The sequence below is a fragment of the Microcoleus sp. Z1_B2 genome (assembly GCF_036700325.1).
Lineage (GTDB): Bacteria > Cyanobacteriota > Cyanobacteriia > Cyanobacteriales > Microcoleaceae > Microcoleus.
Genome location: NZ_JAUBOQ010000072.1, coordinates 1 through 24104, shown reverse-complemented (window position 1 = coordinate 24104; position 24104 = coordinate 1). Strand labels below are relative to the sequence as shown.

Genomic DNA, 24104 nt, shown 5'->3' with positions numbered 1-24104 from the left:
AAAATCTAAAATCTAAAATCTAAAATCTAAAATCTAAAATCTAAAATCTAAAATCTAAAATCTAAAATCGATTGACTGTTAATCGCGCAAAAGTTTCGATAAATCCGGGTCAGTTTGGTGTACTTGACCTAAAAACCAAGCGTGCAAACCTATAGCATACTGCGCGTACAGATGGCTAGCAGCGCCGGGAGTCAATTCAAGCACTAATGCGACTAACTCGGTGTCAGCCGGCCAAATCAGCCCAGAAGCAGGAGATTTTCGATCGCCTGTGCCGATGCGGTTCGGGGAAGTTGCCATCAGATGCCGTGCCTATAGCCGTCACAGAAAGAGCGCCGTGCTATCTTAGCCGATTTTTATCCCCTTTGGGGGATGATAGTTGAGGGCGATCGATCGCCCAAATCTTTTGGTAGCTCCAAAAACTCGCTCTCCCGCCAGTTTCCCCCACCCTCCGGGATAGACAAAAACCACTAAAAAACCAACAACCTAAAACTCAATCTTTGTCAAGGTTTTCTTCCTTGTAACTAAACAGAAATATACCAGTGTTTAAAATCACATTCTGCGCTACAATTGTCAAAAGCTCGTAGCATCCTCAACTCCGATCCTAAACTATGAACACAACAGAAAAATCTAAACTATCCAACGAAAAAACTTTGGAGGCAATGAAGAATTTCTCCGAAACCTACGCCAAGCGCACGGGAACTTACTTTTGTTCCGAACCTTCCGTCACTGCTGTCGTGATAGAAGGACTAGCAAAACACAAGGATGAACTAGGCGCTCCCTTATGCCCTTGTCGCCATTACGAAGATAAAGAAGCCGAAGTAAAAGCCGCCTACTGGAACTGTCCCTGCATTCCCATGCGCGAGCGCAAAGAGTGTCACTGTATGTTATTTCTGACGCCAGATAACGATTTCGCTGGAACAAATCAGGAAATAGGAATGGATCAGATTCAAGCGGTCAGAGATACTATGTAATTAGTTAAGTAGGCGGTCGTGAAATGGCAGTAGTTTTGAAAAGAGGTCGTTATTTTTCCTATTTTTAAGACTTAGCTATTTAACCAAAATCGATCGCCGCCTACTCAAACACACATCCGCCATCGAAAATCCCCAATCTCCAATCGAATGACAGAGGAAATCCCCATCGACTTTTGGCAAGGTATCGAACAGTTTAACAGTCAAGACTTTTATGCTTGTCACGACACTCTAGAGGCTTTGTGGATGGAAGCTGGCGACCCAGAAAAAAGGTTTTATCAGGGAATATTGCAAATTGCCGTCGCGCTTTATCACTTAGGAAATCAAAACTGGCGCGGTGCAGTAATCTTGCTGGGAGAAGGAATAAATCGGCTCAGTTATTATCAGCCTAGTTATGCTGGAATTGCAGTTGAAGACTTGCTCGGACAAAGTGCTAAACTTTTGAGCGCTTTGCAACAAGCTGGCCCGGAAACAGTTGCTGATTTTTTACCTTTATTCGCAGGTACAGAAGTTGCAGGCTTGCAATTGCCGCGAATTATCAAAGTACCAAAAAGTTAAATAAAAGTTAAATAAATGTTTGTATTAGGGTGCAGTATACTTGGCCTCTACACAGAGGAGGGCTGGCTTTCTTGCCCGCTGCACAAGCAGATTTATTTGCTGTGGAAGGAGCATCTTGCCCGTTCCCGGTTAAGACAGTTGCAGCCACTGAGCAAAATAGCCAATTAAATTCGCTGTTGTCTTGCTAGGATAATTGGTTGAGACTATCGGGTCAATCGATCGACCTCACGGGAATCTTTCTGACCGTTAAGATAAAATATCTAACTGGAGATAATGCCCTTCAGCAATTTCACAAATATTGAGACTCCAAGCTTATGATGTCCTCCGCTAAACTACTCAATTCCCGAATATTCAAAGGATTATCGCTGCTGTTGCCCCTCACTCTGGCAGGCGCGATCGCCTCTCCCACCTACCCGCAAGCCGGGCCGCCCCGCACTCTCAGCGTGCGATCGGACATTCAAGAAGCCGACTCCAAAACCGGCATCGTGACAGCCCGCGGCAACGTCCAAATCAACTATCCAGCCCGCCAAATACAAGCAACTGCGGCTCAAGCTCAATATTTCAGCCGCGAGCGCCGGATCATTCTCAGCGGAGATGTTTACGTATTGCAGCAGGGCAACAGCCTGCGCGGCGAAACCATAACATACCTCATCGACGAAGGGCGGTTTATTGCCCTCCCAGACAACCCAGGACAGGTAGAATCTGTTTATCTGGTTGCCCCCGAACAAGATGCGGCAGCCCAAAATACATTGGGATCCCCACGTCCAACTACAGCCCCCCGGTAACAGTGGCTTGCAGCAGCGAAATTTCGCCTCAGCCAAAACCTACTACTTGGGATAGATGCGAAATTTCGTCTTTATAAAAATCACCAACTTCAAAAGGTAAAATTTAAATTAGAGACTCGATCGCACAAAGCCGCAGTCTGAAATTAGCTTGTAGAGCTTGCCGGGAGCGAAAATGAAAATTGTACTCGAAAATATTCACAAATCCTACGGAAAACGCAATGTAGTTAGTCGCGTCAACCTGTCGGTAGCCCAAGGAGAAATCGTAGGATTGCTAGGCCCCAACGGTGCCGGCAAAACCACAACATTTTACATAGCAACCGGATTAGAAAAACCCAATCAAGGCACCGTTTGGCTAAACGATTTAGACATCACTAAATTGGCGATGCACCAGCGAGCGCATTTGGGAATTGGCTATCTCGCTCAAGAAGCAAGCATTTTCCGAAACATGAGCGTGCGCGACAACATTTTGTTAGTTTTAGAACAAACTCAAGTGCCACGCTGGGAATGGCGCGAGCGAGTCGATTTCCTATTGCAAGAATTTCGCTTAGAAAAAATAGCATCTAGTTTGGGAATTCAAATATCAGGGGGAGAAAGGCGGCGGACTGAACTGGCCAGAGCCTTAGCCGCAGGGCGAGACGGGCCCATGTTTCTATTTTTAGACGAACCGTTTGCAGGCGTCGATCCGATCGCAGTAGACGAAATTCAAACCATTATTGCTAAACTGCGCGATCGTAAAATCGGTATCCTCATCACAGATCACAACGTCCGAGAAACCCTCGAAATTACCGATCGAGCCTACATCATGCGAGACGGCCAAATTTTAGCCTCCGGGGCTGAAGAAGAACTCTACAGCAACCCTTTAGTGCGACAGTATTACTTAGGTGACAACTTCGTGCGCTAGCCTTTGATAGCAACCCCGAACGGAGTAGGGGCGGGTTCGCCCACAGATAAATATCCCAGCCCAAATATCCATAAACCCGCCCCCCCACGACTAGATTCAACTATCAAAACAAAACACATAATTGAAGAATTGAGAATTTAAATTTTAACTTGAGGAGCCAACTGCAAAAGCGCCAAAGTATGAAAATAGCACTATCCAAATCCTTCAATCCCCTTAACTGGCTGCCGCGAATTTCCGTAATGGACTGGTACATTACCAAAGAACTAATCGGCCCATTTTTATTTGGCGTTGGACTCTTTACATCCGTCGCCGTCACAGTTGGAGCCTTATTTGAATTAGTCCGCAGAGTAGCAGAATCCGGCCTCCCCTACGGCGCAGCCATAGAAATTTTTCTCCTGCAAATTCCCTACTTCGTAGTATTGGCTTTCCCCATGTCAATGCTGCTAGCAACCTTAATGGCCTACAGCCGAATGTCAAGCGACAGCGAACTCATCGCCCTCCGCAGTTGCGGAGTTAGCGTGTACCGATTGATACTGCCTGCTGTGATAATGAGTTTAATTGTTGCAGGTTTAACTTTTGGTTTGCAAGAGTTAGTTGTACCCGCCGCCAGCTACAGAGCAACTCTGACTTTAGACAGAGCCCTGAAGCGAGAAAAACCCATATTTCAAGATAGAAATATTATCTACACAGAATTTCGCAAACCAGAAAAAGGCGGCGACGAAATCCTGGCCCGCTTTTTTTATGCAGAACAATTTGACGGCCAGCAAATGAAAGGTTTAACAATTATCGATCGCTCCACCCCAGGCCTCAATCAAATCGTTTCTTCAGAATCCGCTACTTGGAATGCCTCAGAAAATACCTGGGATTTTTTCAACGGAACCGCTTATATAGTAGCTCCTGATGGCTCTTACCGCAATATAGTTAGGTTTCAACACCAGCAGTTGCAACTGCCCCGCACGCCCTTAGATTTAGCTGCGAGAGCGCGGGATTTCAAGGAAATGAACATTGCCCAAGCTTTAGAGCGTTTGGATATCCTTAAAAACAGTGGCGACGAACCGCAAATTCGCAAATTAAAGGTGCGAATTCAAGAAAAATATGCTTTTCCTTTCGTGTGCATGGTATTTGGTTTAGTGGGAGCCGCTTTGGGAACTCAACCGCGCCGCTCCGGTCGAGGAACGAGTTTTGGTATTAGCGTAGTTGTGATTTTTACTTACTACGTATTTTCTTTCATCACCAGTTCTATGGGCGTGAAAGCTGTTTTGACTCCGATTCTTTCGGCTTGGCTGCCCATCGTGTTTGGTTTGGGAATCGGGGGATTGTTGTTGGTGCGGGCTGCCGCTAGGTAAGTTTTACCAATAACATTGGGAATTGGGAATTGGGAATTGATAATATCGTTTTTGTGGCAGAACTTCCATCATTTAAGGATTAGAAAAAGTATTGATTTCGCCACCGCCAATGTAGCGTCCCGGAGCCAGGGAGCCTGGTGTAGCAAAAGTTTGAGGTTGAATGGGCTGCACGCCCTGATTGGTATTTTGGGGAACAACTCCAAAGTTAGGCTGCTGTGGTAAATTAAGCTGACTCGGTGGAGGTGTTTGAAATTGAGAATTCGCTGAATTGGGAGAGAATTGAGGGTTAATTATCTTGCTTCCCCCAATCCCATTCGGAAAGGGAGATGGACTGACATTCGGAAGTAGAGGTGTTGGCGAAGGTATGGCTACTGGAAGTGCCACAGGTTGAACTTCAGTTGCGAAGCCGGAACCAGATAAATCAGTTTGGTAGGGATTTTTCGGCAAAGCCACCGGTGCAGCCCCTGCATTAATTTCGGGGAGGTTCGGCACTCTGGAATTTAACCCCGCCAATGATTCAGCGACTGTAGCTGTCGGTTTTAAGAATTCTTGAGATTCCTTGCTCACAGTATTTGTCGGAGTCACAAGGGGGGGAAGTGCTGTGGGAACATTCACAGGATTGGCTCCACTTTGAGCTGTAGCGGTCGTTGGGAGCAAATTTGTCGCATTTCCTGCAGCAGGATCGGAAGCCGGTCGATCGAGCAATGTAGCCTCGTCTGCTGTTTTCTCACCTGAAGCCGCCGTTGCCGAAGTGTTAGCAACGACGTATTTTTTCATAGCTGCTTGCAGCGGACTCAAAGGCAGAGAATTTTCGTTTTGTTTATCTGAATTAGCATCATTCGACGCCTGCGATAAAGTTGCTGTCGCTGTACCCCCAGACTCAGGCTTAATCGTTTTTATCCCAGAAGTTAGTCTCCCGCTGCTAGATAAACTCAACGGTGATGTTGCGTTTGAACTTGGCAAGCTGGAATTTTGGGGGTTATTGTTTCCCGCCTCGACAGCAGGATTTGCTAAATTTGGCAAGGAGAAAAATCCGCTGCTTCCTACCTGCTTGGGTGCTGAAGATGGCTGAGGAGTTTCTAAGTCCCGATCTCGAAGTTCCTCGAATAAACCTTTGCTTTTTACTACTGATGAATTTAACAAGTTCAGTTCAGAAGCAGTAGATCCATTAAACTGATTGACTAGCACTGGTGAGCTGTCGATTTCAGCGGCAATGGCGGTATCTTCAGCAGATAGTCCCGATAGCGAAGCTGGAGTGTTTGAGGCTGGTTCTTCTTCGCCATCTATACTCAACCTTTCTGGATTTACAGAGACCTCCCAGATAAATAATCCCCCTGCACACAGCACGGCTAAGGGAGCCCAAACCGCCGGTTGCGTCCAGTGGCGCAACCGCGCTATTAGATAGCGGACTGATGTAGGAAATCGCTTAAAAATTGACATAGTTTTGCTTCCTTCCGAGCGTGCGGATTTAAAACTATTTTTCCTAGTCTACCACATCAATCTTGATTATTTTTGCTATGTCGGCGTAAGTGCGATCGGGAGCATCTCGGTTTGGCTTTTACTGTCGGTGTGCGATCGTCCGGCTGGCTATATTTATAGACTTTGCTGTGTGGGACGGATCCGAGTCCCAAAAAACGCTTTTTACTTTCTGCACAGATGCTCCGAGTACGATCGAACTTTTGATTGAAAGTTGCGACAGCTCAATGCAACCGGTGAAAATCCATAAAGCACTGGTAGAAATAAGTCTTGCTTTCCTTAAATCAAGGGGCATAACATGATAAAATCTTATGGGATGCGGTGCGCGGCCTGCCGGGTCTGTCAGCCGATCGACCTCAAACCAAAATGTCAAGGTAAAATTGGCAATTGGTGAGAACAACACCCAAGTAAAGTTGAGAGGAAATTAATGAAAAAAGTAGTTGAAGTATTAGCAAATCGGGAACAACTAATAGATCGATCGCTGGAGATTGTGCTGTCGAAAATCTCAGAAGCCATAGCAGAACGCGGACTTTGTACGATCGCCGCAGCGGGCGGAAGCACACCAGAACCCCTATACAGATCGATCGCAGCCCAAGACCTGGCTTGGGACAAAATTCACGTTTTCTGGGGCGACGAACGCTACGTTCCCCCAGAACACCCAGACAGCAATCAAAAAATGGCGCGCCTCGCGTGGCTCGATCGAGTGAATATCCCCGCCAGCAACATCCACCCCATGCCCACAGGCGCCGGCGACCCCGCAGCCGACGCAGCAGCGCACCAAACCGAATTGCAGCAGTTCTTCAAAGTATCCGACGGCGAGTTTCCTGCCTTCGACATCATTTTATTGGGCATAGGAGACGACGCCCACACAGCCTCTCTATTTCCCGGCACAGCAGCCTTGGAAGTCCGGGATGCCCTAGTAACTGTCGGCAACAAAGACGGTCAACCCCGCATTACCTTTACAGTCCCCTTAATCAACCGGGCCCGGTGCGTCATCTTCATGGTCGCAGGAGCCAGCAAACAACCCGCCCTTGCTCAAATTTTTGCCCCCGCAGCCGACGAAATGACTTATCCAGCCAGACTCGTTCAACCAGAGGGCGAGCTTTGGTGGCTCCTCGATGCGGCGGCTGGCGCAGCAGTAAAATAGCCCATAGAGTCGCAAGCGTGCCAACACAGTCAGCATTATCACTAACTCAATCTTGCCCATCACAGCTAACGTCACGGCGTCAGCTCAGTTGCTAGTATTAGAAGCAATATAAGAATTGTGGCGGTTAAAGTTAAAATTTGACCATATACACGACGAGTATTTTTATGAGGCTGATTTGAAAATCTGGCCGATAGCAAGGAGAAATCGATGATTGTCTGTCCCAATTGCAATCACCAGAACCCCGACGGGGCCAGCCAGTGTGAGGCTTGCTACACGCCTTTACCTGTTACCGCAAGTTGCTCGAACTGCGGTGCAGCAGTTCAGACAGATGCAGCATTTTGCGGCCAGTGTGGCTTTAACTTGCGTCCGGGTTCCATATCCATAGTTCCAGAAGTTGAGGTGACAGTAACGTCCCCCTCGCCTGTAGGCCCCACAGTGGTATCGTCACCGGCGCCCGATTTAGTGCCACCCGATCCTCTGATGGCAATGGAACCTCTAGTTACCCTGAATAAGGGGCTCAACTTGGAAAAAACTACCGCCAGCATTCCGACGATTCCAGATCCCCCGCCTTCGCCCTCGGTTCCTGTTACAACTGAATCGGTGGCAACACCAGTAACTATCTCTCCTCCGGTTCCGGACCTGCAGCCAGCAGGTGTAGCTAAAACTCAACTGCAACAGCAGTCCGCGCGCCTGCTACACGTTCAGACAAATACGCCGATGGAATTGCCTCACAGTCTGGCTGTGGTTCACATAGGCAAGCCAAATGACTTAGTGCCGCCGGATATTGATGTTTCGGGATTTGCTAATTCTGAGATAGTTTCTCGGGTACACGCAAATCTCCGGGTGGAGGGAGATGCTTGCTACCTAGAAGATGTAGGCAGTTCCAACGGCACTTACGTCAACAATACTCCGCTACCCAAGGGAAACCGCCACCGGTTGCGACCGGGAGACCGCATCTCTCTGGGCAAAGGAGACCTGGTTACGTTTTTATTTCAAATCTCTTAGAGCGAGTTTGGATTGGGCGATCGAAAGTCTAAAATCTAAAATCGCATCTTGAGGCGCTCTACCAAAACTCAATGCTGCCAATGTGATTAAGCTGACCTTGCTACATCCACTCCAGTCTATACCCGTCCGCAGTTGGATCTTTGAAGACGAGCAGGTCGTGCGGATCGGGCGCTCGACCGAAAACCACGTCGTTCTTTTTAGCGCTGTGGTTTCTCGTCGCCACATCGAATTGCGGCGCAGCGGCATAACTTGGGAACTGATCAATTTAGGTACCAACGGCACTTACCTCGATGGTAAGCCGATCGCTAAGGTTCCCATTGTGGACGGTCTGATCGTTCACTTGGCTCGCTCTGGGCCGAAAATTCAAATCAACGTAGGCCCGAATCAATCCTCCGTCCAGTTAGGACTTCTTGGCGTCAAGCCCAGGGAGGCTAAGGAAATTCACGCTCCCTCGGCCGGCGTGCACATGAGCACGATTCCCGTTCCCGACCACAAAGAAGTTGGCACTTCCAGGGAAGAGGACGAGTTAACCCAGGCAGATAATAATCGCCATTATTCGGAAGAAGAATATTAAATCGGCTTCTTTGGACGATCGACATTTTTCAAAGGCGGCACTCAGGAGTTTATTTATGAGTACATCACCACAGATTGTTAGGCGCAGCGAACTGCAGGGCCGCCGCACCATCGACCGCAGAACGGCGGAAGAGGTCGGCAGGGTAGATCGGGTTTGGCTCGATGCTCACTCCCAACGGGCGATCGGCTTTACTTGCAAGTCGGGACTTTTGGGGAGCAAAAAAACTTGGTTCGCTTGGGCGCAAGTAGATACGGTGGGGGAAAATGTTTTTGTCACCATTAACCCGGAACTGCCGGAACTTCATCAGCCGGAACAAGCTGTTTGTCCGATCGGGCTTGAGGTGCTCACGGACGCTGGAAATAAGGCAGGTGCAGTGGTTGACTACCTATTTGATGTCCGCACGGGTTCAGTCACCAACTACCTATTTAAATCGAGCGGCTGGCGCGGTGTTTTAGACGACATTTACTTGTTACCTGTGGCAGCTATTTCGACCATCGGCAGCAAGCGGGCGATCGTCTCTGAAGCTGCTGTATCGGAACCCGTGCAGTACGCGGACGGACTGCACAAAAAAGTCGGTCTGGTAGCAGAGTTTTTACATGAAGATTTCGACAGAACTCTCAAAAATGTGGCAGGTGTGAAGCGGGGCGCTCAAAGTCTGGCGGAAAAATTCCAAGATAAAGCTCTCGAAGTCAGGGATGTAGCTCAAGAAAAAGTTGCAGAGTTGAAGCGGCAAAGGCAAGAATCTGTCCCGCCAGATCCGAATCCGGAGCCGCCTGAGTCAGATTTGAGCTGAAGTTTGGCCTTCCCGCTCGCCGGGGGACTAATTGCCGATCGCATTTTGGGGCGGCGCGCGCGAGGAAGGTCGATCGGTATTTTCGCTATGAGAGATTGATGCCTTGTCGCTCAAAATTCCAGTGCTGCTCAAAGCATTGTATTTTAAAGGTATTGCATCAATAAGGAAAATGTTAGCAACTCAAAATGACCTATGCTGTTTGATACAACTCACATCTTGCACTATTCTCAAGAACAGGCATCTTGCCTGTTCCACAAAGAGTGAATTTTCTTGTGAAACAGGCAAGATCCCGCTCCCTAAACAAGTAATTGAGAATGGTGCAATATCTCAGATACAATCCACAAGTATTTTATCTAGACACCCCAGGATTAATAATTGGTTAACTTCTTTCTTTATAAACAGCAAGTCGTTGAGCAGTGACTCTCGCCCGACCGAGAACTCGAATCAGCGGTGCAACCAGCGCGGGTCTGAGTTAAATTCTCTGGTTCATCAGCGGCAAAAGGATTATTTAGCCGATAGAATTGAGCGACTCACCCATCGGCAGAATCGCTCCCTCACAGACCAAATTAATCAAGCGGTTAAAACCGCTGTCCATTACTGGGAAGTTCACCCGATTTATCACATCGTGTTTGGTTGTTACCGAGTACCGCAAAAATTTGCCCCTGCGCCAAAAGCTAACCCTCAAAAGTTGCTTCAAATACCTCAAGCAGCCAAAAGTTCGACTTTTAGGGCAGATAGGGGGAATAGTGGTCCACTGACGACGCCTTTAAAAAGCAAATTTTTTGCAGTTTTCTCCCAAAAAATCTCTCTGGAAGTATCCCCGTTGCTGTCTGGCGGTGGAGTGTCAAAACATCAGTGATTACCTTAACTCTTTTACATCCTATCCAGTCTGTCCCAGTTCAAAGTTGGTGTTTTGAATCAGAACCGGTGGTTCGGATCGGTCGATCGAACGACAATGATGTAATTATTTACAGCGCTGTAGTTTCCCGCCACCACGTAGAACTGTGGAATCACGCTAATGGCTGGGAAATTATTAATTTTGGTGCTAACGGCACTTATGTAGATGATAGACCGATCGCTCAGGTGTCCGTTGTGGACGGGATGACAATTCGCTTGGGCAATTCTGGGCCAAAAATCAGGATTCGGGTGGGCGCAATGAATCAACCGGGCAAAATAATCAAGCCACCGCAGCGCGAATTTCGCCAAAAGGACGAAGTTTCAAAAGACAAGTCAACTCCTTTGCCGGGGGGCGTGGGAATCATCGAAGACGATGAACTTGGAGGGATCACTCAAATCGATCTTGACTGAGCGGCAGCTATCTATCCCTGCTGGCTCGTTCCGACAAATATCCCGATGTCCAAATCGAGCGTCTAAGTAATACTGTGGTAAGTTGCCTGATTTGTGCCTAAATATCCCTATACATTAATTAACAGCTTCTTTAGTAGGATTTCAGCCTTCTAAAGATAAGATAGGGGGGATCTCGATCGATCTTAGTTCACTTTCGCTGCTTGCCCAGCGGCGGTAATCTAAGAGCAACTGGTGCATCAACCGCTGTTTGACGCTCAGCAGTACGCTCTTGAGCAAAGCATTCCCCGTTGCTTCTAAAATGGGTTTGGGCGTCAGCCAAAACGGCGGCGGTAATTCTACTTGCACTTCCAAATCCGCTTTTCCCCTCAAGTATGCTACCCCGCTGCTTTGGTGTACACAAAGCTTTCCTTTGAGATTGAGAGCAAAGCGATCGTTTATATAACCCACGCCACGAATTTCGCAGGCGACGGACTCCAAATTGATTGTGCCATCCGACTGGGCCCACACCCTCATGTCTACTGTGGGTTGAATGCTCAGCATCATAAATTGTAACGGTCGCATTTTTAAGCGGAAACAGTCCTCGCTTAGCTGTTGTGTGCGACTTTGATCGACAAGGGCGTTCACCAGTCGCCTCGGCTGACGCAGATAATGTTGAATGGGAACCCGTTCCTCTGGTACGGCGAGCTCAACGGATTGGGAAGAATTAAAGCGGGTATACATGAGAAAATATCAAAATATAGGATTCCTAAGCATATCTTAATAAACTATCACCTTTTTTTGGGTGACATAAGTCGCGTCCTAAGTCGTGTACCCAGCAATGTCATCCGAGAAATCACTGATAAAAGCTTTCGGGACATCGCTAATTTTTCATCATACTTCCTAGCTGATGAGAGTAAAGCAAACATTTGTAACCTAAAATTGCCTGTAAATGAAAATTTCGTTAGCGAAGCCCTCGAAGAGGATCGCACATCTCGGCCCTGTTGGTACAAATGCAGAAACAGCGGCTCTAGCTTATGTCAATTGGTTGAGCCTGGAAACTAACTTGGAATGCACCCTGTGTCCTTATTCCACCATTTCTCAAGCGCTAGAGGCATCTGCCGTAGGGCAGGTTGATTATTCAGTTGTGCCCGTCGAAAATTCGATCGAAGGCAGCGTGACTGTCACCTTAGATACACTGTGGCGACTCGATCAACTCCGCATTCAACACGCCTTAGTTTTGCCAATTTCCCACGCCCTAGTGTCTAATGCTAAAAATTTTAACGAGATTAAAAAAGTTTACTCTCACCCGCAAGCGCTAGCTCAGTGTCAGGTATGGTTGGGGCAGTTTATTCCCTCAGCCCAATTAATTCCGGCGAATTCAACCACGGAAGCATTGCAATATCTGGAAGATACAAATGTAGCAGCGATATCTTCGCCAAGAGCTGCTGAACTTTACCATTTGCCAGTGTTAGCTCACCCCATTAATGATTATCCCGATAATTACACTCGATTTTGGGTACTCAGTAGGAGTGGTGGAGAAATCGCCAACGTAGAACCAGGGGATCACTCATCCCTTAAATCCATTACACAATCTGCTTCTAAGTTGATCCTCGATGCTTCATCGTCTAATTGCACCCATACCTCACTAGCTTTCAGCGTACCTGCCAATATGCCGGGAGCACTGGTAAAACCTTTGCAAGTATTTGCCAGTCGCGGTATTAATTTAAGTCGGATTGAATCTAGACCGACTAAACGATCGCTCGGAGAATATATTTTCTTTATGGACGTTGAGGCTAACGCCTGCGAAGCATTTGTTCGATCGGCACTCGAAGAATTAAAAAATCACACCGAAACTTTAAAAATATTTGGTTGCTACAATGTACTGTCAGTAGTATAATTTATTTTTAAGTAAAACTTAGGAGGCTGGCGAGATGAATGCTGATGAACTTCTCAAGCGATACGCAGCCGGAGAAAGAAATTTTCATGAAACCAACTTGAAAGAGGCTTTTTTGCGAGAAGCTTTCCTAATTCATATTAATCTAGCCTGTGCAAATCTGAAGGAAATCAATTTTGCTTTGGCGAACTTAAGGGGGGCAAACTTAATAGCTGCCAAGCTAAAGAATGCTTGCCTAGTGATGACCAGCCTAAATGGGGCTAACCTAAGCGGAGCCGATCTAACTTTCGCAAGATTAACAGGAGCTGACCTGATTGAAGCAAACTTGGAAAACGCCAACTTGAGCGACACCAAAATGATTGGTGTTAATTTGAGCGGAGCAAACTTGGAAAACGCCAACTTGATGGAGGCGAACCTCCTAGATGCTTGTTTGGACAAGACAAACCTTGAAAAAGCCAATCTCAGCGACGCTAAACTGCGGGGAGTGAGTCTCAGAAGAGCAAACTTGAGAAACGCTTTTTTGTGTGAAAGTAACCTTGAGGGCGCTGATTTGAGCGGTGCTGATTTGAGCGGTGCTAATTTGAGCGGGGCATTTTTATGCGGTGCTAATCTGGAGGGAGCTAAGCTAGATGAGGCAAATTTAAGTGGGGCAATACATTTTTGCGTCAGACAAGTTTGAACTCACGGAATATATAACAGAATAATCCGACAATTAAGGACTAAAAAATATACTATTGACTTGGCTGAAAGTGAAGTCTATTTGCTGCTGTACCTTAGCAAAATGAAGCTGCATCTTGAGGATCTCTTTCTTGGAATTAGCTTGAGCAATCTTACTTTCCAAAGCCAGCAAGTTGCGATTGAGAGTTTCTACTCGCACAGTTTGGTAGTCTAAGTCAATTTTTAGTTCTGCTGCCCGATCAACTTGAACCTGCTGGCGAACCACGGCGAGGCGGATTGAATTCTTATCCTGTGTCTGAAGAGCTAGCAAAGCTCGCTGCTGCCACTGGTGGGCTTGAGATTCAGCTTGATTGTACAGCCACTGAATCCGCAGTTGGGCGGAAATCGCACTGCCAACAGCCTGACGCAGTTCTTTGAGAGGTTCCTGAATTTCTAAGATTAATAGTTCCCAAAGATTCATCAGTTCGGTGGTAAATTCTTCCCGTTCAACAGAGGCTACCAGTGCTTCTAATAGCAACAAATTTGGTTGCATTTGCTGCGTAATTGTCTCAAATATTAACTGTGCTTCGGACATTTGCCGATCGTAATTTTTTTCGGAGACTGCACCGGATGAGTGCTTTAATATTTTTTCGGTGCTGTCTACCTCAGCTTCTGCATCTGAACTTGAAGCTACAAAGGCCTGTAATTTTTCGCGGGCGATCGAATTCAGCCTTTGTCGAAGCAAATCGCAGGCCGCCCGCTGCACTCGCCCTGTTTCGCTTTGACAAATCTTGATGACTATTTTTAAGCCGGCATCGCCGTAATTCAATGTCTCTCTCAGGGCGGCGATTCGATGTTCTTTGACAGAACTAGACAGCCGATGTTTAACTCCTGCTAGTCCGCCGAGCACTACACCGCCCACAGGAGGTGGTAGTTGACCGCCTCTAACTGCATCGTATGGTTTCGGTTGGTCGTGATTTTCTAACACAAGCATTTACTGCTATAAGGAACCTATCCGAACCTGTTTGAAGTTAAGAATTAAACAGATACCTGTTCCAAAAAAGAATGGAACTGTAGGCAATCTCCAAACCCTTAGTTCAATAACTCATTCCCCATCGAAAATCGAAAATCGAAAATCGAATGATTTTTGTGTAATTATTTCTTCAATGCAGGTCAAACCGATCGTGCTTTTTCCTAGGCAAATTGGCTACTTGAGGGTATCTTTAAGTACAGTCCTCGCTGCCAAGTGATTGCGAGTAGAAGTCAAAATTTCGGTTTCGCGTTCCAATCTCGCAGCAGTATCTTGCAATTCTAAAAGAGTTTGCTGTTCTGTCGCTGCACCGTAAAGGTAGCTGGCTACCCAGTAGGACAATTCTGTAGGCAAACTGGGAATGTCTTCGGGCAGGTCGATCGGCTGATCCATCAATTTGCTGGAGAGGCGAACTACATCTCTCAGCAGTTGTTCGACATCTTTTCCCAAAGGTCTGAGGTCTTGTTGCGGGGGTGCGTCTTCGATCCATTCTACTAGACCGACTAAATAGGGTTTTTCCCGAACGGCGTCGAGGACTCGGAACCGCTGCTGGCCGAGAGTCATAATTTTCATGCGATCGTCGGGCAGGCGCTGACAGTGAATCACTTCGGCGCAACAGCCAACTGCAGAGACTTTGTTTTGGTTGGGGTCCCACATGAGCACACCGAAACGCCGATCGCCCTCCAGAATCGTATTCATCATGATTCGATAGCGAAACTCGAAGATTTGCAGTGGGAGTGGCCTACCTGGAAATAGAACCACTTCCGGCAACGGAAATAAGGGGAGTTCGCGAACTGCTACAGAGGAAGAGGATGCCATTGTCGCTCAAAAGTGACGGTACTTGCGCTTATTTTTCTTACTTTAACTGATTAAAGGCAATTCCGGGGCAGGAGCGATCGGGCTTTTGCGCTGGCAACGGGATCGACTGCTCGCTATCTCCGGTGCTGGCAGCTTGACAAAGGCGTTATTTCGTCAAAATGTTAAATATACCTTTTTGCTAAACTCAGTGCTGCGGAAGGCGATGATAGCGACTGCTAAAGGAGGGTTTTTGTAGTGATACCCCCTTAATTAAGAATAATTATTTAAGTTAGTGCCGGAGCCAAAATTATTGCTGATTAATAACTAATAACTCATATAGCCACTGCCAAGACGGTTAGGACGTTGTTAATGGCTGAAACGATTGATTTTCTTCCTTCTTCCTTCTTCCTTCTTCCTTCTTCCTTCTTCCTTCTTTCTTCTTCCTTCTTCCTTCTTCCTTCTTCCTTCTGCTATAACTAATGACTAGGGAAATTTCAACAAAAAGAAGGAACAATTTATTTAATCTTTGTTCCTTCTTTTCAAGTTTTCGATAAGTCAATCTACAGCTTGACTTCGATATCTACGCCGGCGGGCAAATCCAGTTTCATCAAAGCGTCAATTGTTTTTGCCGATGGCTGGTGAATGTCGATAATCCGGCGGTGCGTGCGGGTTTCAAAGTGTTCGCGAGAATCTTTGTCTACGTGGGGCGATCGCAGCAAGCAGTAAATCCGTCGTTTTGTCGGTAGGGGAATCGGGCCGATCGCTGTGGCTGCTGTCCGATTTGCTGTATCTACAATCTTTTCGCAGGATGCGTCTAGAATTCGGCGATCGAAAGCTTTGAGGCGGATGCGAATTTTTTGTTGTTGAATTGTTGCCATTTTTGTTTCTTGAATTTTCGAGGTTCAGTTTATTTTTAGTCATTAGTCATTAGTCATCAGTCATTTGTTATTTGTTATCTGTTATTGAACATTTAACCCATAACTACTAACAACTGGCCACTAACCTATAACTACTCACTACTCACTAAATAGCAGAAAAGCCTATTGACATTTGGCGGCTTTTCTGCTATTTAAGCTGTTATGCGAGTCCTACTTGAGGATTTTGGAAACAACGCCGGCGCCGACGGTGCGGCCGCCTTCGCGGATAGCGAAGCGCATTCCTTGTTCGATCGCGATCGGGTGAATCAACTCAACAGTCATTTTGATCCGGTCACCTGGCATCACCATTTCTGCTTCACTACCGTCATCAGCGGTGAATTGTGCGATCGTGCCGGTCACGTCAGTGGTACGGACGTAGAATTGAGGGCGATAGCCAGAGAAAAAGGGCGTGTGCCGGCCGCCTTCTTCCTTCTTCAGGATGTACACTTCAGATTCAAACTGAGTGTGAGGCATGATGCTTTTCGGCTTGGCAATCACCATTCCGCGCTCAATATCCGCCTTTAAAATCCCCCGTAGCAGTAGACCAACGTTGTCGCCGGCCAAACCTTCTTCCAGAGACTTGGTGAACATTTCTACACCAGTCACTGTAGTGCTGCGAGTGTCCTTAAGACCCACCAATTCGACTGTTTCGCCGACTTTGATAGTTCCACGTTCGATCCGGCCTGTGGCGACAGTACCCCGACCAGTAATCGAGAATACGTCTTCAACTGCCATCAAGAAAGGCTTGTCAACTTCGCGTTCTGGGGTGGGGATGTAAGCATCTACTTCTTCCATCAGCTTGTAGATTTTGTCAACCCACTCATTTTCGCCCTTGACAGTCTTGGGATTAGCAAGCATCGCTTCGAGAGCTTTCAATCCCGAACCTGTGACGATGGGGATGTCATCGCCCGGAAAATCGTAAGAGCTCAAAAGTTCGCGAACTTCCAGTTCTACCAATTCCAACAGTTCAGCATCATCCACCATGTCTTCTTTGTTCAAGAAGACAACCAAGCTGGGAACGCCAACTTGCTTAGCTAGCAGGATGTGTTCGCGAGTTTGAGGCATGGGGCCGTCTGCTGCTGACACTACTAGGATGCCGCCGTCCATTTGAGCTGCACCGGTGATCATGTTTTTCACATAGTCAGCGTGTCCGGGACAATCTACGTGGGCATAGTGCCGACCTGTGGTTTCGTATTCCACGTGAGCAGTATTAATCGTAATACCCCGTGCTTTTTCTTCAGGCGCAGCGTCGATGTCGGCGTAGTTCTTAGCCTTTGCTTGACCTAGTGCAGAGAGAGTCATCGTAATCGCGGCGGTCAAAGTTGTTTTGCCGTGGTCAACGTGACCGATCGTGCCGATGTTTACGTGGGGCTTATTCCGTTCAAATTTTGCGCGTGCCATTCTTGATCTGTTCCTTGTTTCTTTTAGCGATTTTAGACTTGAGATTTTAGATTCTAGACTTTGGATTCAATCCAAAATCCAAAATCTAAAATCCAAAATCATTAGTTCCCTTTGTTCTTAGCGATAATGGCTTCAGCCACGTTTCGCGGCACTTCTTCGTAATGGCTGAATTCCATTGTGAAGATGCCTCGACCTTGGGTTTTCGAGCGGATGTCGGTGGCGTAACCAAACATTTCTGCTAGTGGAACTTTTACAGAAACTTTGGCTATCCCCTGATCCGTCTCTTGACCTTCGATCTGACCCCGACGCGAGTTGAGGTCTCCGATGACGTTCCCGATGTAATCTTCGGGAACTTCCACCTCTACTTTCATCATAGGCTCTAGCAGCACTGGAGACGCCTTCATCACGGCTTCTTTGATCGCCATTGAACCGGCGATCTTAAATGCCATTTCTGAGGAGTCTACATCGTGGAAAGACCCGTCTACCATAGTAGCTTTGAGGTCAATCACGGGATATCCTGCTACAATACCTGATTCGCACGCTTCTTTCATCCCTTGTTCTGCTGGGCCGATGTACTCTTTGGGTACAGTGCCACCAACAATTTTGGAGACAAATTCAAAGCCGCTTCCGACTTCGGTGGGTTCTAGTTCGATCACGACGTGACCGTACTGACCTTTACCGCCGCTTTGGCGGATAAATTTACCTTCGGCGCGGACGGATTTGCGAATGGTTTCACGGTAGGCTACTTGTGGCTGACCCACGTTCGCTTCTACTTTGAATTCCCGCAGCATCCTGTCTACCAGGATTTCCAGGTGCAGTTCGCCCATGCCGGCGATGACTGTCTGGTTGGTTTCTGGGTCAACGTTGACTCGGAAGGTGGGGTCTTCTTCCGAGAGCGACTGGAGGGCTTTGGAGAGCTTCTCCATGTCTTGTTTGGTTTTGGGTTCGACAGCCACCGAGATAACTGGCTCTGGTATAAACAGAGATTCCAGAATCACTGGCGCTCCTTCTTCGCAGAGGGTGTCGCCTGTGAAGGTGTCTTTCAAACCCAAGGCTGCTCCCAAGTCTCCGGCGCGCAGTTCCTCAACTTCTATCCGATCGTCCGCTTTGAGTACAATTAGGCGAGAAACCCGCTCTTTTTTGTCTTTGGTGGAGTTCAGGACATAGGTTCCTTTTTTGAGGATACCGGAGTAGACGCGAACAAAGGTCAGGCGGCCGTAGGGGTCAGCCATGATTTTGAATGCCAGAGCTGACAGCGGGGCGTTGTCGTCGGCAAACCGCTCTGCTGTGTCGCCGTTGGGTAGGAGTCCTTGAATTGGAGGGACTTCCAAGGGCGACGGCAGATAGTCGATGACTGCATCCAACAACAACTGAACGCCTTTGTTTTTGAAGGCCGAACCGCACAACATGGGGACGATCGTACCTTCGACAGTGCCATGACGCAGGGCCAAGCGGATTTCGTCTTCCGTTAACTCTTCGCCTTCGAGGTATTTCTCCGTGAGGGCGTCGTTGGTTTCTGCTACCGACTCGATCAGCTTGGTGCGGTATTCTACGGCTAGATCCTTTACTTCATCGGGGATTTCTACTTCCTCGATGTCGGTTCCCGTGTCGTTGTTGTAGATATAGGCTTTCATGTGCACTAAGTCTACAATTCCCCGGAAGTTTTCTTCACTGCCGATCGGGATTTGGATGGGTACGGCGTTCGCTCTCATGCGATCGCGAATTTGGCCGTAGACTTTGTAGAAGTTTGCCCCCATCCGATCCATTTTATTGACGAACACGATCCTCGGTACTTTGTACCGATCAGCCTGTCGCCAAACTGTTTCGGATTGCGGCTGCACTCCCCCTACCGAGCAGAACACTGCGATCACTCCGTCGAGCACTCGCATCGAGCGTTCGACTTCGATCGTGAAGTCTACGTGTCCGGGAGTGTCGATGATGTTGATTTTGTAATCTTTCCAACTGGTGGTGATAGCAGCGGCAGTAATCGTAATTCCCCGCTCCCGCTCTTGCTCCATCCAGTCAGTGACTGCTGTTCCCTCGTGCACTTCACCCATTTTGTGAACCATGCCTGAATAGAACAGAATTCTTTCAGTTGTTGTTGTTTTGCCCGCGTCTATGTGGGCTGCGATGCCGATGTTGCGAGTTTTTTCTAGCGGGACGGTACGTGCCACAGCTACCTCCTTAATCTTGTGTTGCTGTTATAATACTATTATACTACACAGTAACCCTATTTTGCACTCCCCAGTGACTTACAAAAGTCTCTGGAGCTTATTGTTACATTTTAATATTTTTTGCAAGATTTGTTTACAAAAATATTAAGGATGCGACATGGAGGATTCAGAGAGTGCATGAATTTTGAGTGCATGAATTTTGATTTTGAGAGTTTTGAGTTTGCTTCACCAATCGCAACTGCGCCAAGAGAAGCAATCTCAACACTCAAAACTTATTACACTTTCCAATTTCTCACCCGATGCTTTTATACCGCACGATCGCGCTCTTCTCCATGCCAGTTGTTGCAGTTAGTAGCGGTAGTGAGCAAAAGCCTTGTTAGCTTCAGCCATCCTGTGAGTTTCTTCGCGCTTGCGAATAGCACTCCCTGTTTCGTTAGCTGCATCCATCAGTTCGTTGGCTAGCTTGGCGGCCATCGAGCGGCCGGTGCGGGCGCGGGCAAATCTGATCAGCCAGCGGAGGGCGAGGGTTGTACCGCGATCGGAACGCACTTCCATTGGCACTTGGTAGGTGGCGCCACCTACCCGGCGGGCTTTGACTTCGACCAGGGGTGTCGCGTTTTTGACTGCTTTTTCAAACAAGTCTAACGGTTCAGCCCCTGTGCGTTCTTGGATGGTTTTGAGGGCGTCGTAGACGATGCTGGAGGCAACGGATTTTTTGCCGTGCTGCATGATCCGTCTCACCATCATGCTTACCAACCGGCTGTTGTAGGTTGGATCTGGTGGAACTGGACGTTTTTGAATAACTGTGCGGCGAGACATAGTTCTATTTGGGATTTTTGATTTTGAATGATTGAGTTTGGGGTTTTGGGATCACATTTCGATTTATGACGATCGAGCGTGCAATTGAGCGGCGCGATCGGATTTATTTTTGCTTCCCAACCCCGACGATCGGGCGAGTTCCGTGTTATTTTTTCTCTTTAGGACGCTTGGCCCCGTATTTGGAACGACCCTGCTTGCGGTCTTTCACCCCAGCGGTGTCTAATGTACCCCGAATGATGTGGTATCTAACTCCGGGCAAATCTTTTACCCGACCGCCCCGGATCATTACTACCGAGTGTTCTTGCAAGTTGTGACCGATCCCTGGGATGTAGGCGGTGACTTCAAAACCAGAGGTCAGCCGTACCCGAGCCACCTTCCGCAGCGCCGAGTTGGGTTTTTTCGGGGTGGTCGTGTACACTCTGGTGCAAACTCCGCGGCGCTGCGGGCAACTCTTGAGAGCTGGCGATTTGGTTTTTTTCTGCGTTTGTTCCCGTGCTGAACGGATGAGTTGCTGAATAGTGGGCATGAGTTACGGCATTTCTAGCTTTTTGCTGAATATAGTGATTTGGCTGTATCCGCACTGAAAGTCCCTTCCCCTCTGGGGGGACGGGATGAATGAAAATAATTATGGGTAAGTGAGGATACCAGACTCTGTATTGTACACGACGCGTGTTTCTTTGGCAAGAAATTTGCGCGACCCGCGCTCAAACTTCCTTCCTTGCTGCAAGTTGGGAGGGGGCGAGCGCAACGGGAGAATGGTATGTGACATCCTATAATTTAGGCGCAACTATGATGATTGTCACAGCCGTCAGCAAAATTTATGACGATCGCAATATCGCGCTTTTGCGATCGAATTACCATTGTGAGGAGAGGCGCATTAACTCCAGCCTGGGATCGCATCACAGTCTATAGCCGATCTACATCACATAAAGTTATCTAAAATTACCGGACAATAAGAAATATACATTGAGTTGACAGCAGATGACAACCAAAGCTTATATTCCTGAATATACAATTTCCGAACTTTACTTGAACATTTGGAAATCCGGTAAGATCGATCGCACTGTGTTCCAGCAAATTCAATACGCAATTAATTCTCACAGTTTAAAAAGTTCAGAGGATCGAAAAATTGTTAGCAGGCTGCTGTATGCAGTACGGCGGGGATGGGTGTCAGTGATGGACTGAGTTGCTTCGGAGTTTTGAGTCAGGGCGCGAGATTGCTTCGTAAGTCCCCGGGCGTAGCTGCGTCAATGAGTTTTGAGATTGCTACCCACTTGCCATCCACAGATCACAACACACACGGGGTGCAGGAGTTGTGAGCTAAAATCTCATCCATAAAATTTAGAGGACTCCCAAATAGATGCACCCCTGTGGAAAGGCAATATTAAGGTAAAAGGATAGGGTATGTTTAATTCTACAGAACTTCTGATCGAGGCTTTCATCGAACAACTTCAGAACGGTTACAGCCGCACTTACGGAGGCTACAAATCAGACTATGCTGACATTATTGCCTGGGTGGGGGCAATGGCGTTAGAAAACATCGCCAACAGCGACGCTCTTTATCACAATGTAGAACACGCCATTTGCATTAGCTTAGTCGGTCAAGAAATCTTGCGGGGAAAACACATTCGCAAGGGCGGAGTTTCCTGCGAAGATTGGCTGCACTTCATCATTTCTTTGCTGTGCCAAGACATCGGATATGTCAAAGGAGTTTGCCGGCAAGACCAAGAATCAGAAGGATTATATGCTACAGGAAAAGATGGCATGAGAATTGCACTTGCTCCCGGTGCAACGGCGGCCAGCCTAGCTCCTTACCGAGTTGACAGAGCTAAATTGTTCATTGACGAGCGCTTCGGCAACCACAAGCTAATTAATGCTGAGATAATTAAGCAGAACATAGAACAGACTCGTTTCTCGGTGCTTGACGGTAACACAGACGAGGATGCAGTTAATTACTCTAGTTTAGTGCGCGGTGCTGACTTGATAGGTCAGCTCAGCAACCCGCAATATTTGCAGAAAATTGGCGCGCTGTTTTACGAGTTAGAAGAAAGCGGTGCTACTAAAGTTTTGGGCTATCGACATCCGGGCGACTTGCTGCAAAGCTACTCTAAGTTTTACTGGAGCGGTATTTATCCTCACATCAGTGAATCTCTCGGTTACTTGCAGTTGACGCAGGAAGGCAAACAGATTGTTGCTAGTTTGTACGCTAACATATTTCGGATGGAACACCAACGTTGCGATTCTTCTGAGGTTGCTTAATTGCAAAAGTGAATTCAGCAGTCAGCCGTCAGTTGTCAGTTGTCATTGGTTATTTTTAGGTGCTAATAACTAACAGCTCATAACGAATAAAAAAGCACAAATCACCAATTACCACCAATTACCAAGTGCCGAAGTTTATTTGATTCAACTCAACTAATTTCCTCCTTCATTTCCGAATGATATCTGGGACACAACCAATTGCTGGGTACCAAAGAAGGCCATCCCTCCCGTAGCGCTTCCAAACAAACAGCTCGCACAGTTAACTGACAGTCAAGCAGTTCTACCCCAGCTTTTTCAACTTGCTTTTTGCCAATTTTTAAAATAGATTCATCGCTAAATTCAAAGGTTTTGTGACACTGAATGCAAACCAGATGGTGGTGGTGGTGCAATTCGGGAAAATTCAGTTCGTAATGTTTGTGTCCTTCTGCTAATTCTAGTTCACGCAAAATTCCTATTCTTGCTAATAAATGCAGCGTTCGGTAGACAGTAGACAAGCCTATTCGTTCTCCTTTATTCTGCAAAGTCTTGTATAATTCTTCCGCACTTAAATGATTGCCTTGTGGCAGATTTTGAAAAACACTCAAAATAGTTTCTCGCTGGGGAGTCAGGCGGCAGCCTCTTTGGTTGAGTTCGACTTTGAGTGAGTTAGCACTGTATAAATTCATGTCGGAAAAAATAAAAAAGTTGAACGAGGATTGTCATGGATTATCTGTTATTTATTCGTGCTATTTTTTAGATGCTCCTAAAGTATATTTTCCGTGAGAATCCATGTAAATTTAGACTCCAATAGGGTATAGACTCCCGCCCAGAAGACGATGAGGCCGGCGTGGGCGACGTGGATACGGAGCAAACGGCCCGAAAGGTTGATTAAGCCGGCGTTGCCGACCCACCAGGGAAATGATTTTCCTTCGGCTGGGAAGGATTTTGCCATGCTGGTCACGGCGATTTACCTCTTGAGAAAGATGCCAGGGGGGTTTTAAGCGATCGCAGGTTATTGATATAGATAATCAACAATTTTAGTATTTTAGTCAAGGGGTATTTGAGAAAAATTTTCACTGATTTGAGTTCTGGTATGTAAATCAGTAGGAAAAAACATCGTTTTATCACGATTATGACTGTTTTTGGCGCTTGAGCGGAGTTTGGCCTCTCGTTAGCAAAAATAACAGCTAAAGGAATACCTCTAAATTTATTGATAAATAATATTATTAAGGAGTATTATGGCTAGAGTATTGTTTAAGTAGGGCTTGCCGAAAAAGCCTAAAACCTTTACAGAGAAAGACTTTGACTGGTTTGAACGCTCCGCGTGTGCAAGCTT

Annotated in this window: 27 protein-coding genes and 1 pseudogene; 15 read left to right on the top strand and 13 right to left on the bottom strand. The window is 47.1% G+C overall.

The annotated features are described in order from the left end of the window. Positions 1-78 precede the first annotated feature (78 nt). A complete protein-coding gene (locus QT984_RS27850) occupies positions 79-297 on the bottom strand; it encodes a hypothetical protein (RefSeq protein WP_333058240.1) in 219 nt (72 codons plus the stop codon). A gap of 311 nt (positions 298-608) precedes the next feature. On the opposite strand from QT984_RS27850, the gene QT984_RS27845 reads away from it, so the two are divergent. The 5 genes from QT984_RS27845 (at position 609) to QT984_RS27825 (ending at position 4558) form a co-directional block, all read left to right on the top strand. Beyond that, complete coding sequence (locus QT984_RS27845) at positions 609-971, top strand: ferredoxin-thioredoxin reductase catalytic domain-containing protein (RefSeq protein ID WP_172186333.1); 363 nt, start codon at positions 609-611, stop codon at positions 969-971. A gap of 147 nt (positions 972-1118) precedes the next feature. Further along, a complete protein-coding gene (locus QT984_RS27840; protein WP_333058239.1) occupies positions 1119-1526 on the top strand; it encodes a DUF309 domain-containing protein in 408 nt (135 codons plus the stop codon). Positions 1527-1840: 314 nt separating this feature from the next. Continuing rightward, positions 1841-2311, top strand: a complete 471-nt coding sequence (locus QT984_RS27835; protein WP_333058238.1) for an LptA/OstA family protein — start codon at positions 1841-1843, stop codon at positions 2309-2311. 172 nt (positions 2312-2483) lie between these two features. Continuing rightward, positions 2484-3212 (top strand): LPS export ABC transporter ATP-binding protein, encoded by a 729-nt coding sequence (gene lptB, locus QT984_RS27830; protein WP_333034782.1) that lies wholly within the window; start codon positions 2484-2486, stop codon positions 3210-3212. A 179-nt stretch (positions 3213-3391) separates the two neighbouring features. After that, positions 3392-4558, top strand: a complete 1167-nt coding sequence (locus tag QT984_RS27825) for an LptF/LptG family permease (RefSeq protein ID WP_333058237.1) — start codon at positions 3392-3394, stop codon at positions 4556-4558. Between the two features lie 72 nt (positions 4559-4630). Here QT984_RS27825 and QT984_RS27820 read toward each other — a convergent pair whose 3' ends face one another. Next, entirely contained in the window at positions 4631-5998 is a 1368-nt protein-coding gene (locus QT984_RS27820; protein WP_333058236.1) for a hypothetical protein, read from the bottom strand. 463 nt (positions 5999-6461) lie between these two features. On the opposite strand from QT984_RS27820, the gene pgl reads away from it, so the two are divergent. The 5 genes from pgl (at position 6462) to QT984_RS27795 (ending at position 10861) form a co-directional block, all read left to right on the top strand. Further along, positions 6462-7181: a 6-phosphogluconolactonase gene (pgl, locus tag QT984_RS27815; RefSeq protein ID WP_333269838.1), complete on the top strand. Its 720-nt coding sequence runs from the start codon at positions 6462-6464 to the stop codon at positions 7179-7181. 207 nt (positions 7182-7388) lie between these two features. Further along, positions 7389-8186, top strand: a complete 798-nt coding sequence (locus tag QT984_RS27810) for an FHA domain-containing protein (protein WP_333375395.1) — start codon at positions 7389-7391, stop codon at positions 8184-8186. 82 nt (positions 8187-8268) lie between these two features. Next, the gene (locus tag QT984_RS27805) at positions 8269-8760 is read left to right on the top strand and encodes an FHA domain-containing protein (RefSeq protein WP_333058233.1); all 492 of its coding nucleotides are present in this window, start codon (positions 8269-8271) and stop codon (positions 8758-8760) included. Positions 8761-8815: 55 nt separating this feature from the next. Next, a complete protein-coding gene (locus QT984_RS27800; RefSeq protein WP_333058232.1) occupies positions 8816-9553 on the top strand; it encodes a PRC-barrel domain-containing protein in 738 nt (245 codons plus the stop codon). An 855-nt stretch (positions 9554-10408) separates the two neighbouring features. Next, positions 10409-10861 carry an FHA domain-containing protein gene (locus QT984_RS27795; RefSeq protein WP_333058231.1) on the top strand — a complete coding sequence of 151 codons (453 nt, stop codon included), beginning with the start codon at positions 10409-10411 and terminating at the stop codon, positions 10859-10861. A 141-nt stretch (positions 10862-11002) separates the two neighbouring features. On the opposite strand, the gene QT984_RS27790 is transcribed toward QT984_RS27795, so the two are convergent. Further along, entirely contained in the window at positions 11003-11581 is a 579-nt protein-coding gene (locus tag QT984_RS27790; RefSeq protein ID WP_333058229.1) for a DUF1997 domain-containing protein, read from the bottom strand. Between the two features lie 208 nt (positions 11582-11789). On the opposite strand from QT984_RS27790, the gene pheA reads away from it, so the two are divergent. Then, positions 11790-12737 carry a prephenate dehydratase gene (gene pheA, locus QT984_RS27785; RefSeq protein ID WP_333058228.1) on the top strand — a complete coding sequence of 316 codons (948 nt, stop codon included), beginning with the start codon at positions 11790-11792 and terminating at the stop codon, positions 12735-12737. 34 nt (positions 12738-12771) lie between these two features. After that, positions 12772-13413, top strand: coding sequence for a pentapeptide repeat-containing protein (locus QT984_RS27780; RefSeq protein ID WP_333058227.1), 642 nt, complete (start codon positions 12772-12774; stop codon positions 13411-13413). Positions 13414-13446: 33 nt separating this feature from the next. Here the strand turns inward: QT984_RS27780 and QT984_RS27775 are convergent, their stop codons facing one another. The 8 genes from QT984_RS27775 to rpsL all read right to left on the bottom strand — a co-directional run bounded on the left by QT984_RS27775 (position 13447) and on the right by rpsL (position 21056). Then, a complete protein-coding gene (locus tag QT984_RS27775) occupies positions 13447-14385 on the bottom strand; it encodes a PspA/IM30 family protein (RefSeq protein WP_333058226.1) in 939 nt (312 codons plus the stop codon). A gap of 213 nt (positions 14386-14598) precedes the next feature. Then, on the bottom strand, positions 14599-15240 hold the full coding sequence (locus QT984_RS27770) for an LON peptidase substrate-binding domain-containing protein (RefSeq protein WP_015174045.1): 642 nt from the start codon (positions 15238-15240) through the stop codon (positions 14599-14601). Positions 15241-15574: 334 nt separating this feature from the next. Next, on the bottom strand, positions 15575-15778 hold the full coding sequence (locus tag QT984_RS27765) for a hypothetical protein (protein WP_333058225.1): 204 nt from the start codon (positions 15776-15778) through the stop codon (positions 15575-15577). Between the two features lies 1 nt (position 15779). Next, entirely contained in the window at positions 15780-16097 is a 318-nt protein-coding gene (rpsJ, locus tag QT984_RS27760) for a 30S ribosomal protein S10 (RefSeq protein WP_006632193.1), read from the bottom strand. Positions 16098-16307: 210 nt separating this feature from the next. Continuing rightward, entirely contained in the window at positions 16308-17537 is a 1230-nt protein-coding gene (gene tuf / locus QT984_RS27755; RefSeq protein ID WP_190660866.1) for an elongation factor Tu, read from the bottom strand. Between the two features lie 101 nt (positions 17538-17638). Further along, on the bottom strand, positions 17639-19711 hold the full coding sequence (gene fusA, locus QT984_RS27750; RefSeq protein WP_333058224.1) for an elongation factor G: 2073 nt from the start codon (positions 19709-19711) through the stop codon (positions 17639-17641). Between the two features lie 348 nt (positions 19712-20059). Next, positions 20060-20530, bottom strand: a complete 471-nt coding sequence (gene rpsG / locus QT984_RS27745; RefSeq protein WP_006632196.1) for a 30S ribosomal protein S7 — start codon at positions 20528-20530, stop codon at positions 20060-20062. Between the two features lie 145 nt (positions 20531-20675). Beyond that, entirely contained in the window at positions 20676-21056 is a 381-nt protein-coding gene (rpsL, locus tag QT984_RS27740; RefSeq protein WP_006632197.1) for a 30S ribosomal protein S12, read from the bottom strand. A 236-nt stretch (positions 21057-21292) separates the two neighbouring features. Between rpsL and QT984_RS27735 the strand changes: the two genes are divergently transcribed. The 3 genes from QT984_RS27735 to QT984_RS27725 all read left to right on the top strand — a co-directional run bounded on the left by QT984_RS27735 (position 21293) and on the right by QT984_RS27725 (position 22789). Next, entirely contained in the window at positions 21293-21442 is a 150-nt protein-coding gene (locus tag QT984_RS27735; protein WP_333234114.1) for a hypothetical protein, read from the top strand. Between the two features lie 69 nt (positions 21443-21511). Further along, entirely contained in the window at positions 21512-21715 is a 204-nt protein-coding gene (locus QT984_RS27730; protein WP_333058222.1) for a hypothetical protein, read from the top strand. A 219-nt stretch (positions 21716-21934) separates the two neighbouring features. Further along, on the top strand, positions 21935-22789 hold the full coding sequence (locus tag QT984_RS27725; RefSeq protein WP_333058221.1) for an Npun_R2479 family HD domain-containing metalloprotein: 855 nt from the start codon (positions 21935-21937) through the stop codon (positions 22787-22789). A 149-nt stretch (positions 22790-22938) separates the two neighbouring features. On the opposite strand, the gene QT984_RS27720 is transcribed toward QT984_RS27725, so the two are convergent. Further along, positions 22939-23454, bottom strand: a complete 516-nt coding sequence (locus QT984_RS27720) for a transcriptional repressor (RefSeq protein ID WP_333058220.1) — start codon at positions 23452-23454, stop codon at positions 22939-22941. Positions 23455-23570: 116 nt separating this feature from the next. Next, positions 23571-23720, bottom strand: a pseudogene (locus QT984_RS27715) (chlorophyll a/b binding light-harvesting protein); the annotation flags it as partial. Between the last annotated feature and the right edge of the window lie 384 nt (positions 23721-24104).